Genomic DNA, 12,621 nt, shown 5'->3' with positions numbered 1-12,621 from the left:
CCCATGTCCTACGCCCCCATCGCCCTGCCCCGCCACTTGGTCAACCAATTGCTGCATTACGCGCAATCTTCCCCGGAACAGGAAATCTGCGGCCTGATCGGCGGCAAGCACGGCCAGCCCACCACCTGCTACCCCATCCGCAACACAGCGGACGACCCGGAGCGCCGCTACCGCCTGGACCCCGAGCAACATATCGGCGTCCTCCGCGCCATGCGCGAAAAGGGCGAGCAACTCTTCGCGATCTTCCATTCCCACCCCGCAGCCCCCGCCGAACCTTCCGCCACCGACTTGGAACTCGCGGCCTACCCGGAAGCGCTGTATCTCATCGTCTCGCTGGATACCCAAGGCGTGTTGGAATTGCGGGGTTTCCGCATCGACGGAGAAAAGCGGGCGGTCGAGGTGGAATTATTGCTCGGCTGATTCCACGCCACCTCCCCGGTGGTTTCCGGGGGAAATCCCCCCGCCATGAATACCTACCCCTCCCGGCCAAGTTTCCCCGCCACCCTGGATTCGCCCATGAGTAAACGACTGATATTCACCATCACGACCGGCCGGTCCGGCTCCAAATATATCACGCAAGTCTTGCGTGCCAACGGGGTACAAGCTTTCCACGAACCGGCCCCCAATTTCGTGGAAGTGATGCGCGATGCCCAAAGGGACTCCCGGCTGGCCCGCGATTTCTGGAAATATTACAAGCTGCCCCATATCCAATCCCTCAAGTCCCACCCCAATGGACATACCTATTTCGAATCCAGCCATATGTTTTGCAAAGGCTTTATCGAACCGCTCCTGGATTTAGGAGTGATACCCGATATCCTGATCTTGAAGCGCGACAACCGGGCGGTGGCCCTCAGCCTGCTCAGGCTGGAAACCGTACCCGACATCACGCCGCTGGGGCTGAAATGGTTGCTCAGCCCCAACGATCCGCACGTTTATAAGCTCAGCCCCCAAAAACCATGGACCCCTTATCAACTATGCTATTGGTATACCCTGGAAACTGATAGACGCGCCCGCTATTACGAAAGATACCTATCGGGTTTGGGGGCCGCCATCCTCAAAATCGAATCCAAGGATTTGTTCGAGGAAAACCCTACCTGCCTACAAAACCTATCCACTTTCTTTCAAACGGAGATTTCCCTGGAGCGCCAACCGGAATTGAGAACCAGCGCCTTCATGCAAAACAAGCGCAAGGATATGAAGCTATCGCTTTCCGAGACCATGACCGAGGCCGATTTCGAGCGGATGGAACAGGAGGTCAGGGCAAGCCTCATCCCGCTGGAATAATCACCACCCATAAGACTCTTGGCAGGTATCGCCCAGAAACCCGGCGGGTTATCCCCAACCCCACCGCCGCACCCCCCACTTCGCCAACTCCAACACCGGCACCAGGGTCAAGGCCGCGCCCACCACCCTGAGTCCATCCGCCGCCGTCAGGGGCAGCGTGCCGAACAAATCTTGCAGGAATGGCAGGTACAGCACCAAGCCCAGCAGCGCCAACTCCCATAGCACCGCCAAATTCAGCCAGCGGTTGGCGAAAGTTCGGTGGAACACCGAGCGGTGGTCCGAACGGAACTGGTAAGCCTTGACGAACTCGGTCACGACCAGGGTGGCGAACACCAGGCTCATGGCTTCGGCCTGGGACCGGCCTTCCCGCAAAGCCCAGACGAACACCCCCAGGTTCACCAGGGTGGACCACAAGCCCCCCACCAGCATCAGCAACAACACCGGCAGGCTGAAAATACCGCGTTTGGGATCGCGGGGCGGTTGCGACATCAAGCCCTTGTCGAGCGGATCGACCGCCAAAGCCACGGCGGGCAGGCCATCGGTGGCGAGGTTGACATAGAGGATTTGCACCGCGCTCAAGGGCAGAGGCAAGCCGGCCAGGGTCGCCCCCGCCATCAGGCCGATTTCGCCGATATTCGAGGACAACAGATACATCAGGTATTTCTTGATGTTGCTGAAAATGCCCCGCCCCTCTTCCACCGCCGCCACGATGGAGGCGAAATTATCGTCGGTCAGGGTCATGGCGGCGGCTTCCCTGGACACATCGGTACCGGTCACGCCCATGGCGATGCCGATATCGGCCTGTTTCAAGGCGGGCGCGTCGTTGACCCCATCGCCGGTCATCGCCACCACCCGTCCCAAGCCTTGCAAGGCCGCGACCACCCGCAGCTTATGTTCGGGCGAAACCCTGGCATAGACCTCGATCACCGGCGCGGCCAGGGCCAGCTTGGCCGCGTCCATCGTGTCCAACTCGGCCCCGGTCACCACCCGGCCATCCTTGAGGATGCCCAGTTCGCGAGCCACGGCGCGGGCGGTCATGGGATGGTCGCCGGTAATCATCACCACCTTGATCCCGGCCTGAGCACAGGTGGCGATGGCGGCTTTGGACTCGGGCCGGGGCGGGTCGATCATGCCGACCAAGCCCAGGAAGCACAGCCCGGTTTCCGCGGTCTCGGCTTCGGTGTTCGATTTGGCGGCGATGGCGAGGACACGTAGCGCCTGTACCGCCATGCGCTCGGCCTCGGATTGGATACGGGCGCGGGTACCGCCATCCAGCGGGATTTCGCCGCGCGGCGTGAGCCAATGGGTGCAGGACGCCAAGATCACCTCCACCGCCCCCTTGGCGCAGGCGAGCAAACCGCCCTCCGGGTCGGTATGCAGCGTGGTCATGCGCTTGGATTCAGAGGTGAAGGGGATTTCGGCGACACGGGGGAAGCGGGCTTCGAGTTGGGCTTTGTTGACCCCGGCCTTGGCGACCGCGACCAATAACGCGCCCTCGGTGGGATCGCCCTTGATTTCCCAGCGTCCGCGCCCGACCCGCAGCAGTTCGGCGTCGTTGACCAGGGCCATCGCGCCCAGCAAGGCCGACAAGGGCGGCGTCATCTTCACTTCGTAGCCGCCGGAGACGATCCGCCCCACCGGCTCGTACCCCACCCCGGTGACGCTGAGGGCTTTCCCGGCCACCCACAGCTTGCGGACGGTCATTTCGTCCTTGGTCAAGGTACCGGTCTTGTCCGAGCCGATGACCGAGGTGCAGCCCAGGGTTTCCACGGCGGGCAAGCGGCGGATCAAGGCGTTCCGCGCCGCCATGCGGTGGGCGCCGATGGCGAGCGAAATCGTGACCACGGCGGGCAGGGCTTCCGGCACCACCGCCACCGCCAGGGCGATGCCGAACAACAGCATGTCGTGGAGCGCCTCGCCGCGCAGCATTCCCGCAACCACGATGGCGACCACGATCAACAAAGCCACCCCGGCCAGGACCCGCCCGACCTTATCCAAGCTGCGCTGCAAGGGCGTATCGCGCTGCACCGTGGCGCGGAGCAGACCGACGATACGGCCAAATTCGGTACCCATCCCGGTGGCGACCACCACGCCCTGGCCCCGGCCATGGACCACCGCCGTGCCGGCATAGGCCATATTGCCGCGGTCGGCCAAAGCGGATTGGGGATCGGGCAAGGCTTCGGCCTGCTTGGTGGCGGGTTCCGACTCGCCGGTCAGGGGCGCTTCGTTAATCCTGAGGTTCACCGTTTCGATCAGGCGCAGATCGGCGGGGACGCGCTTGCCGGTCTGCAAGCGCAGCACATCGCCCGGCACCAGCCGCTCGGCCGGCATCTCGATAAATTTGCCATCGCGCAAAACCGAGGCCGTGGGGGCCGCCAACTTCTGCAAGGCGGCCATGGCCCGCTCGGCGCGGTATTCCTGCACACAGCCCAGCAGCACGGCCAGCAGCACGATGGCGCCGATCACCCCGGCCTCGACCCCATGCCCGACATAGACCGAGAAGCCTATCGCCAGCAACAGGATGAAGACCAGGATGCTTTTGAATTGGGCCAGGAACACCCTCGGCAAGGACACGCCACGGTCCCGCTCGATGCGGTTGGGCCCGTATTGGGCCAGACGGCATCCGGCTTCCGCCGCGCCCAAACCTTGGGGCCGGGCTTCCAACCGGGCGAAGACCGCATCGAGGCTCAGGCTATGCCAATCCGGCGGCGGGGCCGAAGGTCGGGATTTCATGGGGAATACTCCTACGGGAAGGCGGTTGGGAAAGTTGCCGAGAATTTACCCGAGAAGCCCGCCCGCCGCCTCAAGCATTTTCACACTGGACCTGATACGCCCATCCCCCGTTTAATCACACCTTGTCCGCGACAGGCGGGATGAACCGCTCTCGATCATGCGACACTTTATGGACTTCCACAGCTTTCCGGGTCCACCGCCATGAACCATCGCCTTGTTTTCAAGAAACCGCCGACCCGGCGGATCGAGCGGAATTTGCTGCCGCTCCTGGCCCTGGCCGCGCTATCGCCGGAAGCCGGAGCGGACGATTTCGCCGGCCTGCCCGGCCTCGCGCCTTATCAGCGCGGCCTCGGGGCCGCACTGGATCAGGCCTGCCCCGAGGCCACCGGCAACCTGGCCGGGCGCTGCGCCCAGCTCCAAGCCCTCGGCCCCCAGCAACAAGCCCAGGCCATCAACCAACTGACCCCCTACCAATTCCTGCCGCAATCGGGAATGCCGATCAAGCTGCGCATGGCCCAGATCGACACCCGCGCCCGCCTCGCCGCCGTCCATGCCGGGCAGGAACCCGCCTATAGCTTCGATATCGATGGACAGCGCCATCAAGGCGGGGGTTCGGGCGATGGGGAATTGCGCGACGGTCCCTGGGGCTGGTTCGTGCAGGGCAAATATCAGGCGGGCGGCAAGGACAAGGGCAGCGCGAGCTTCGATTACCAGACCTACAACCTCACGTTGGGCGCGGATTACCGGGTGAGCGATCAACTGGTGCTGGGCCTCGCCACCGGCTACACCCGCACCGACGCGCTGATGACCCAGGATTCCGGCAACATGGGCACCGACGCCCTGTTGGCGGCGTTCTACGGCAGTTATTTCCTACCCCTGGAGATGTATCTGGACTGGGCCGCGACCTACGGCAGCTACAACAACGACCTGAACCGGAAATTCGCCTATCCCGGCTTCAACGGCCTCGCACTGAGCGAACCCGACGCCGATCAATATGGCTTCTCGGCCACGCTGGGCCGGGATTTCGCCCTGGACGCCTGGACGCTCAACCCCTACGCCCGTTTCGAGTACATCAACCTGCAAATCCCAGCCTACCAGGAACAAGGCGTCAGCGGCCTGAATTACCAAGTGGGGCTGCAAGCCTACGAGTCCTTCATCAGCGTATCGGGCTTGCAACTCAGCCATGTGTTCAGCACGTCCTGGGGCGTGCTGACGCCGTCCCTGCGCTTCGAGTGGGAACACCAGTTCCTGAACGACAACCAGCTCTTGCATATCCGTCTGGCCGACGCCCCGGCGGGCACCGGCCAGTTCATCCTGCCGACTGGCAACCCGGACCGGGATTATGTGAACCTGGGCGGTGGGGTGACGGCGGCGTTCGGCGGGGGGGTGGGGGCGTTCCTGCGTTACGAGGCGCGGCTGGGCCAGCCTTACTTGACCAGCAATACGGTGGAATTGGGACTGAGGATTCCGTTTTAGCGGAACAAGTAGAACAATCCGGCGATGAAGCCGCCCAAATCCACCAACCCAATCGCCAAGCCCGAGCCGATCAAGGCGAACAGGAACACGGGATTGGTGAGGGCCAGGGTGCCGCCGACCAAGCCTAACAAATCGCGGGCGTCGCCGCCCATCATGGCGAGTTCGACCGTGAGTCCGCCGAGTTGCCATAAATCCTTGAAGCGCCCGCCGGAAGGCTTGGCCCCTTGCAAGCGTTCCTTGGCATCGCCCGCATAGAGCTTGGCCCGCTGCACCCAATCGGCGATGCGCTGCGGCATTCCCACCGCGTCGTCCAGCACCGACCAGCACCAGCCCGCGACCAGGGCCGGCACCGCCAGCACCACGCCCACGCCGACCGTTACCGCGGTCGATGCCTGCCAAACGCTGTGGGCGAAGAACGCCAGCCACACCGCCGCCAAGCCGCCGCTGACCGTGCCCCACAGCACCGCGCCCTTGAAGCGGTTGGCGAGCGCTTCCGCCAGCTTGGCGAAGCTCATGAGGGTGGGGACGAGTTTGGCGAGCGCCTGCTTATCCGAAGTGTCCTGGGATTGCATCCGAAAGGTTCCTGTTCAAATTGAAGATGGCGGCAATCCACGCCGCCGCCAGTCGTGCCGGATCAACCCTGCAATTTCCGCTTCAACAACTCGTTCAACTGCGCCGGATTGGCCTTGCCAGCCGTAGCCTTCATGGCCTGGCCGACGAAGAAGCCGAATAGCTTTTCCTTGCCGCCGCGATAGCCCGCCACCTGCTCGGGATTGGCCGCGATGATCTGGTCGATGATGGCTTCGATAGCGCCGCTATCGGTGATCTGCTTCAAGCCCTGTTTTTCGATGATGGCGTCGGCGCTGTCGCCGGTTTCCCACAGCGCCTCGAACACCTGCTTGGCGATCTTGCCGGAAATGGTGTCGTCGGCGATGCGTTGCACCAAGCCGGCCAAACGCGCCGGTTCGACCGGGCTTTGTTCGATCTCCAACCCGGCCTTGTTGAGCGCGGCGGCCAAATCGCCCATCACCCAGTTGGCGCACAGCTTGGCATCGCAGCCCGCCGCCCGCACCACGGCCTCGTAGTAATCGGCCAGTTCGCGGGTGGCGGTCAAAACGCCGGCGTCGTAGTCGTTGAGTCCGTATTGGGATTTGAAGCGCTCGCGCTTGGCATCCGGCAATTCGGGCAAGCCGCCACGCACGTCCTCGATGAATTCGGACGTGATTTCCAGCGGCAGCAAATCCGGGTCGGGGAAGTAACGGTAGTCGTTGGCTTCCTCCTTGCTGCGCATGGAGCGGGTTTCGTCCTTGTTGGCGTCGTAGAGCCGGGTTTCCTGCACCACCGTGCCGCCGTTTTCGATCAGCTCGATCTGGCGCTCGATCTCGAAATTGATGGCCTTCTCGACGAAACGGAAGGAATTCAGGTTTTTGATCTCGGCGCGGGTGCCGAATTTCTCCTGGCCGACCGGGCGCACCGAGACATTGGCATCGCAGCGGAACGAACCTTCCTGCATATTGCCGTCGCAGATTTCGAGATAGCGCACCAGGGCGTGCAGCTTTTTCATATAGGCCACGGCCTCTTTCGCCGAACGCAAATCCGGTTCGGAGACGATTTCCAAGAGCGGCGTCCCGGCCCGGTTGAGGTCGATGCCGGAATAGCCGTGGAAATCCTCGTGCAGGGATTTACCGGCGTCCTCTTCCAGATGGGCGCGGGTGATGCCGATGGTTTTCTCCGCGCCGTCCACCTCGATGCTGAGTTGCCCGGTACTGACCACCGGCAGATCGTACTGGCTGATCTGGTAGCCCTTGGGCAAGTCCGGGTAGAAATAATTCTTGCGGGCGAACACCGAGCGCGGCGCGACCTTGGCCCCGATGGCGAGACCAAACTTGACCGCCATACGCACGGCTTCCTTATTCAGGACCGGCAAAACGCCCGGCATCCCCAAATCAATGGCGCAGGCCTGGGTATTGGGTTCGGCCCCGTAGGCCGTCGGGGCGCCGGAGAAGATTTTGGATTGTGTGGCAAGCTGGGCGTGGATTTCCAGCCCGATGACGGTTTCCCATTGCATGGCGTGATACCTTGTTCGTCAGTGAAAATGATTCGGGCCAATAAGCATCGTCGGGCGGCGATTCACGCCTCGCCCTTCATCACCAGCACGCCGTACTCTTCCGGCGTGAGCGTGCCGCCGTGATCCGCCACCCGGTCCCTGTCCTGTCCCGGCAAGACATCCTGCACGGCGTCGATGCGCTTCCAGGGCGGCAGCGGGGCTGGAACGTCGGCTTGCGGCGCATATTTCGAGGCGGCGACGCGCTGGTATTTATGGATGTAGCGCGGGCAGTTGACGAAGATTTCGGCAACTTCGACCCGCACCAGCAATTCCGCGCCGGGGAAGCTCGGAAGCAGCGGATCGTCGGGGCTAGCGCTGGCCGTGCCATGGACCCGGACCCGGTGCGGGGTCTCGAAATCGATGAATAGCAGGCCCACCTTGTTATTGGCGGCGATATTGCCCATGGACAGGAACATGCCATTGCCGTCGTAACTGGGGAAAACCAGGGTTTTGCCATCCAAGACCCGGACGAAGCCGGGTGCGCCGCCCTTGTACGAACAGGTCGGAAAACCCCGGTGGTCCACCGTGCTGAGGAAGAACAGGTCGCGGGTTTCGATGAAGCCCTTATGCTCGTCGGCGATTGCCGGGGCCACGATGATATCGCGCACCCGGTCGGCCAGGGCGGTGGTTTCAAATAAAGCCTGCATCCGCCGATGCGCGTCGCCATAAATGCCAGTCATGGATTCCACCTCTTCAATATTCGATTAAAACCCGTCCGTTTCGGTCAATCCACCGGCTTCAAGCTATCGCAACGCGGTTGCTTATCCACCGCCCCGACCTTGAGGGTCCAACGACTGCCGTCCCGCATCCCGTGCCAAGCTTCCTGCGCCAAGCCGCAGCGGTACTCCCGGCCCTGGCCGCGCAGCAAGACCTCGAAGCGCGATTCGCGCCCGCCTTCCCGCTCGCAACCCAAGCATGGGCGGGCACCCGCCAAACCCGTTTGCGGCCAGCGCGGCGCGAGGTCGTGGCCTTCGGCGCTGGCTTCTCGGCTCCACGACCAGCGGTCGATGCGGTAATCGCAGCGCTCGCCGTAGACGGGTTCGCTGCGGTATTGGGGGCGGCATTCCTGATGTTCGGTGAACGTCCCATCGCCCCGGTCCACCCGCCGCACCTGGCAATCCTGGCCGTCGGGGATTTGTTGATACGAGCGGATTTCCGAATGCCGGGCAACCCCATAGGCTGCGAACGGCATGGAATCGCACCACGCCGATTCGGCCACCGGCCCGTAACGCTCGATCTGGATTGCTTGCCGCCAGTAATGGCCGGACACCACCACGGTTTCCTGCCGGGTCCAGAACAACAAGCCAACGACGAGGGCGACGATGCCCAGCGCCATGGTGGCCCAAAGATAGCCCCGTCGTTTCGGGATCGCCGCCACGGATTCCACCACCGATGGATGCTTCCGCTGTTCCGCCTCCAGCCGCCGCAACGATAGGCTCTCGGCGAACTTGGCATCCTCGGCCCGTACTTGGTCTTGCAGCCGCCGCGCCTCGGGCGCATCGCCCAGCGGGGAACCACAGCGCCCGCAGAATTCCGCCTTGGCCCCGCTGGGCGCTTGGCAGGCCGGGCAGATTTTGTCGGCCCCTTGGTAGCGGTGGCCCAGGACTTCGACCTTGTCCTGCTCGTCCGGGAAATAGCGGGTTTGGGCATCCTGCGGCGCACCGCATTGGGGACAGAATTTCTGGCTCTTGCCCAGGAGTTTCCGGGCACCGCAGTAGCCGCAATCCCAGAGCATTTCATAGGCGCGGTCCCCGGCCATAGCGGCAGCGCCCGGCTAGTCGATCTTCACAAGGCCGGCGCTTGCCGATGCCAATCCGTGACCTGCTGATAACGGTGCGCCACGTTTAGCAAGCGCTCTTCCGCGAAATAATCGCCGATGATCTGCATCCCCACCGGCAGATCATTGGAAAAGCCCACTGGGATCGACATGCCCGGCAAACCGGCCAGATTCACCGCGATGGTGTAAATATCCGACAGGTACATGGCGACCGGATCGGCGGTCTTTTCGCCGAAACGGAACGCCACCGAAGGCGCGGTCGGTCCCAGGATGACATCGACCTCCTGGAACGCCCGCTTGAAATCCTCGCTGATGAGGCGGCGCACCTTCTGCGCCTTGAGGTAATAAGCGTCGTAATATCCCGCCGACAGCGCGTAAGTGCCGATCAGGATGCGGCGCTGCACCTCGGCCCCGAAGCCCTCGCCGCGGGAACGCATGTACAAATCCTTCAAGTCCTTGGGATTCTCGCAGCGATGGCCGTAGCGCACACCGTCGAAGCGGGCCAGATTGGACGAACACTCGGCGGGCGCGACCACGTAATAGGCGGGCACCGACAAATGCATATTGGGCAGGGAAATTTCCTTCACCGTCGCGCCCAGCTTTTCGTATTCGGCCACGGCGGCGTGGATCAGGCGGGCGATATCGGCGTCCAGGCCATCGCCGAAGAATTCCTTGGGCAGGCCGATCCGCAAGCCTTCCAAGCTGCCATTCAAACAGGCGGCATAATCCGGCACCGGCAAATCCACGCTGGTGGAGTCCTTGGGATCGAACCCGGCCATGGTGCGCAACATCAGGGCGCAATCCTCGGCGGTGCGGGCCATGGGGCCGCCCTGGTCCAGGCTGGAGGCGAAGGCGATCATGCCCCAGCGCGACACCCGGCCATAGGTCGGCTTGATGCCGGTGATGCCACAGAACGAGGCGGGCTGGCGGATGGAACCGCCGGTATCGGTGCCGGTCGCGCCCGGCACCAACCGCGCCGCCACCGCCGCCGCCGAACCACCGGAAGAACCGCCCGGCACCGTGCCGGTATCCCAAGGATTCCTGACCGGCCCGTAGAAGCTGGTTTCGTTGGAGGAACCCATGGCGAACTCATCCATGTTGAGCTTGCCCAGCATCACGGTCCCGGCTTGTTTGAAACGCTCCACCACGGTGGCGTCATAGGGCGAGATGAAACGGTCGAGCATCTTGGAGCCGCAGGAGGTGCGGACACCCTGGGTGCAGAAGATGTCCTTCTGGCCGAGGGGCACGCCGGTCAGGGGTCCGGCCTCGCCACGGGCGATCCGCTCGTCGGCGGCCTTCGCTGCGGCCAAGGCGCTGTCCTGGGTCACGGTGATGAAGCTGTTAAGCTGGCCGTCGTAGCGCTGGATGCGGGACAGGAAGGCTTGCGTCAACTCGACGCTGCTGAATTCTTTATTCCGCAAGCCCAAGGCTAATTCGGCGATGGTTTTGTCGTGCATGGAAAATTCCAGAAAGCAAAGGGGATATTAAGGGACCGTTCCCATCCCAAACTTGGGACAGGACTGGAATCTACGATTCACCCTTATTCGATCACCTTGGGCACCAGATAAAGTCCGGCTTCGACCAAGGGCGCATGGGCCTGGAACCGCGCCCGTTGATCGGGTTCGAGCGGCTCGTCGGGGCGGAGCCGTTGGGCTTGGTCCAAAGGATGGGCCATGGGCGGCACCGTGTCGGTGTCCACCGCCTCCATCTGGGCCACCAGATCGAGGATGCCGGACAGGTCGCGGGCGTAGGCTTCGGTCTTGTCGGGATCGATGGCCAACCGGGCCAGCCATGCGATTTTGTTCACATTTTCGGAAGTCAGGGACATGCGGGGGGTCTCTTGGCGTTTAGAATCTAAGGGAAATGGCACAGCGCCACGACCGGGCCACCTCTTTGCGGCGGCGGGAAGCGCGGACAACCGTTGCCGATCCGGCATCGAGTCCTGATGAATTCTCAGTCAATTATCGGGAAACCCGCCAAGCCGGTCAAACCGGCGACCCTGTCCGAACGCCCTGTTTTAGGGCGGGCCGACCCCGATGAACCCGGAATCCACAAGAGGATTCCTAACTTCCTCTCCGACCCGAAACTGTCGGCTTATGCGGCTATACTGCTTGCCCCCAGCCGCTACGGCTTGTTAAATTACAACAATTTACGCGCCATCCATTCTATGTTCTTCAAACATCTCCGGGGTTTTTTTTCCAATGATCTTTCCATCGACCTCGGGACCGCCAATACCCTGATTTATATCCGCGGCCAAGGCATCGTGGTGAACGAACCCTCGGTGGTCGCCATCCGCGAAGACCGCAACCGGGGCCAGAAAACCATCGCGGCGGTGGGTGCCGCCGCTAAGTCCATGCTGGGCCGCACCCCCGGCAACATCACCGCCATCCGCCCCCTGAAGGACGGCGTCATCGCCGACTTCACCGTCACCGAGAAAATGCTCCAGTACTTCATCCACAAGGTCCACCGCAACAAACTGTTCCGGCCCAGCCCCAGGGTGTTGGTCTGCGTGCCTTGCGGCTCGACCCAGGTCGAGCGCCGCGCCATCAAGGAATCCGCCGCCGGGGCCGGCGCCCGCGAGGTGTACTTGATCGAGGAACCCATGGCCGCCGCCATCGGCGCGGGATTGCCGGTGGACGAAGCCCGCGGCTCCATGGTGCTGGACATCGGCGGCGGCACTTCCGAAGTGGCGGTGATTTCACTCAACGGCATCGTTTATTCGGCCTCGGTGCGGATCGGCGGCGACCGCCTCGACGACGCCATCATGAACTATGTGCGCCGCAACTACGGCACCTTGATCGGCGAGGCCACCGCCGAGCGCATCAAGCACGAGATCGGCGCGGCCTACCCCGGCAGCGAAGTGCGGGAAATCGAAGTGAAGGGCCGCAACCTATCGGAAGGCGTGCCGCGCAGCTTCGTCCTCAACAGCAACGAAATCCTGGAAGCCATCCAGGAACCCCTGCAAGGCATCGTCGGCGCGGTCAAGGTCGCGCTGGAACAAACCCCGCCGGAACTCGGGGCCGACGTGGCCGACCGCGGCATCTATATCACCGGCGGCGGCGCCCTGCTCAAAGATATCGACCGCCTGATCGCCGAGGAAACCGGCCTCCCGGTCCACATCGCCGAAGACCCCATGACCTGCGTCGCCCGTGGCGGCGGCAAAATCCTGGAACTGCTGGACGAGAAGGGTTCGGCCGTGTTCTCGCTGGAATAATCCCGTTCCTCCAAGGTCGAAGACGCGGGG

The 12,621-nt window shown here is 63.0% G+C and carries 11 protein-coding genes; 4 read left to right on the top strand and 7 right to left on the bottom strand.

Annotated elements, in window-relative coordinates; all coding sequences use genetic code 11:
* Nucleotides 1-3 precede the first annotated feature (3 nt).
* Both B9N93_RS04085 and B9N93_RS04080 read left to right on the top strand, forming a co-directional pair.
* Nucleotides 4-420 carry a M67 family metallopeptidase gene (locus B9N93_RS04085; protein WP_085211133.1) on the top strand — a complete coding sequence of 139 codons (417 nt, stop codon included), beginning with the start codon at nucleotides 4-6 and terminating at the stop codon, nucleotides 418-420.
* 96 nt (nucleotides 421-516) lie between these two features.
* Nucleotides 517-1,284: a hypothetical protein gene (locus tag B9N93_RS04080; protein ID WP_125468831.1), complete on the top strand. Its 768-nt coding sequence runs from the start codon at nucleotides 517-519 to the stop codon at nucleotides 1,282-1,284.
* A 48-nt stretch (nucleotides 1,285-1,332) separates the two neighbouring features.
* Here the strand turns inward: B9N93_RS04080 and B9N93_RS04075 are convergent, their stop codons facing one another.
* Nucleotides 1,333-4,017: a cation-translocating P-type ATPase gene (locus tag B9N93_RS04075; RefSeq protein ID WP_085211129.1), complete on the bottom strand. Its 2,685-nt coding sequence runs from the start codon at nucleotides 4,015-4,017 to the stop codon at nucleotides 1,333-1,335.
* A 201-nt stretch (nucleotides 4,018-4,218) separates the two neighbouring features.
* On the opposite strand from B9N93_RS04075, the gene B9N93_RS04070 reads away from it, so the two are divergent.
* A complete protein-coding gene (locus B9N93_RS04070) occupies nucleotides 4,219-5,493 on the top strand; it encodes an autotransporter outer membrane beta-barrel domain-containing protein (RefSeq protein WP_085211127.1) in 1,275 nt (424 codons plus the stop codon).
* Here the strand turns inward: B9N93_RS04070 and B9N93_RS04065 are convergent.
* From B9N93_RS04065 to gatC, 6 genes are all read right to left on the bottom strand, one after another.
* Entirely contained in the window at nucleotides 5,490-6,065 is a 576-nt protein-coding gene (locus tag B9N93_RS04065; protein WP_085211125.1) for a hypothetical protein, read from the bottom strand. The two genes, B9N93_RS04070 and B9N93_RS04065, sit on opposite strands and share 4 nt — an antisense overlap.
* Nucleotides 6,066-6,127: 62 nt before the next feature.
* On the bottom strand, nucleotides 6,128-7,561 hold the full coding sequence (gatB, locus tag B9N93_RS04060) for an Asp-tRNA(Asn)/Glu-tRNA(Gln) amidotransferase subunit GatB (protein WP_085211123.1): 1,434 nt from the start codon (nucleotides 7,559-7,561) through the stop codon (nucleotides 6,128-6,130).
* Nucleotides 7,562-7,623: 62 nt separating this feature from the next.
* On the bottom strand, nucleotides 7,624-8,280 hold the full coding sequence (locus B9N93_RS04055) for a pyridoxamine 5'-phosphate oxidase family protein (RefSeq protein WP_085211121.1): 657 nt from the start codon (nucleotides 8,278-8,280) through the stop codon (nucleotides 7,624-7,626).
* A gap of 44 nt (nucleotides 8,281-8,324) precedes the next feature.
* The gene (locus tag B9N93_RS04050) at nucleotides 8,325-9,359 is read right to left on the bottom strand and encodes a zinc ribbon domain-containing protein (RefSeq protein WP_085211119.1); all 1,035 of its coding nucleotides are present in this window, start codon (nucleotides 9,357-9,359) and stop codon (nucleotides 8,325-8,327) included.
* A 26-nt stretch (nucleotides 9,360-9,385) separates the two neighbouring features.
* Nucleotides 9,386-10,834, bottom strand: a complete 1,449-nt coding sequence (gene gatA, locus B9N93_RS04045; protein WP_085211117.1) for an Asp-tRNA(Asn)/Glu-tRNA(Gln) amidotransferase subunit GatA — start codon at nucleotides 10,832-10,834, stop codon at nucleotides 9,386-9,388.
* An 83-nt stretch (nucleotides 10,835-10,917) separates the two neighbouring features.
* A complete protein-coding gene (gene gatC, locus B9N93_RS04040; RefSeq protein WP_085211115.1) occupies nucleotides 10,918-11,205 on the bottom strand; it encodes an Asp-tRNA(Asn)/Glu-tRNA(Gln) amidotransferase subunit GatC in 288 nt (95 codons plus the stop codon).
* A 339-nt stretch (nucleotides 11,206-11,544) separates the two neighbouring features.
* Here gatC and B9N93_RS04035 point away from each other — a divergent pair, with 339 nt between their 5' ends.
* On the top strand, nucleotides 11,545-12,591 hold the full coding sequence (locus tag B9N93_RS04035; RefSeq protein WP_085211113.1) for a rod shape-determining protein: 1,047 nt from the start codon (nucleotides 11,545-11,547) through the stop codon (nucleotides 12,589-12,591).
* The last annotated feature ends 30 nt before the right edge of the window (nucleotides 12,592-12,621 follow it).

Origin of the sequence: Methylomagnum ishizawai, assembly GCF_900155475.1 — a bacterium.
Classification (GTDB): domain Bacteria; phylum Pseudomonadota; class Gammaproteobacteria; order Methylococcales; family Methylococcaceae; genus Methylomagnum; species Methylomagnum ishizawai_A.
This window is presented reverse-complemented; position numbering and strand designations above follow the sequence as displayed.

What these genes read in the sequence shown, in the direction of transcription:
- B9N93_RS04075 (WP_085211129.1), bottom strand. Translation starts at nt 4,017, where the DNA reads ATGAAATCCCGACCTTCGGCCCCGCCGCCGGATTGGCATAGCCTGAGC.
- gatA (WP_085211117.1), bottom strand. Translation starts at nt 10,834, where the DNA reads ATGCACGACAAAACCATCGCCGAATTAGCCTTGGGCTTGCGGAATAAA.
- B9N93_RS04085 (WP_085211133.1), top strand. Translation starts at nt 4, where the DNA reads ATGTCCTACGCCCCCATCGCCCTGCCCCGCCACTTGGTCAACCAATTG.
- B9N93_RS04035 (WP_085211113.1), top strand. Translation starts at nt 11,545, where the DNA reads ATGTTCTTCAAACATCTCCGGGGTTTTTTTTCCAATGATCTTTCCATC.
- B9N93_RS04080 (WP_125468831.1), top strand. Translation starts at nt 517, where the DNA reads ATGAGTAAACGACTGATATTCACCATCACGACCGGCCGGTCCGGCTCC.
- gatB (WP_085211123.1), bottom strand. Translation starts at nt 7,561, where the DNA reads ATGCAATGGGAAACCGTCATCGGGCTGGAAATCCACGCCCAGCTTGCC.
- B9N93_RS04050 (WP_085211119.1), bottom strand. Translation starts at nt 9,359, where the DNA reads ATGGCCGGGGACCGCGCCTATGAAATGCTCTGGGATTGCGGCTACTGC.
- B9N93_RS04055 (WP_085211121.1), bottom strand. Translation starts at nt 8,280, where the DNA reads ATGACTGGCATTTATGGCGACGCGCATCGGCGGATGCAGGCTTTATTT.
- B9N93_RS04065 (WP_085211125.1), bottom strand. Translation starts at nt 6,065, where the DNA reads ATGCAATCCCAGGACACTTCGGATAAGCAGGCGCTCGCCAAACTCGTC.
- gatC (WP_085211115.1), bottom strand. Translation starts at nt 11,205, where the DNA reads ATGTCCCTGACTTCCGAAAATGTGAACAAAATCGCATGGCTGGCCCGG.
- B9N93_RS04070 (WP_085211127.1), top strand. Translation starts at nt 4,219, where the DNA reads ATGAACCATCGCCTTGTTTTCAAGAAACCGCCGACCCGGCGGATCGAG.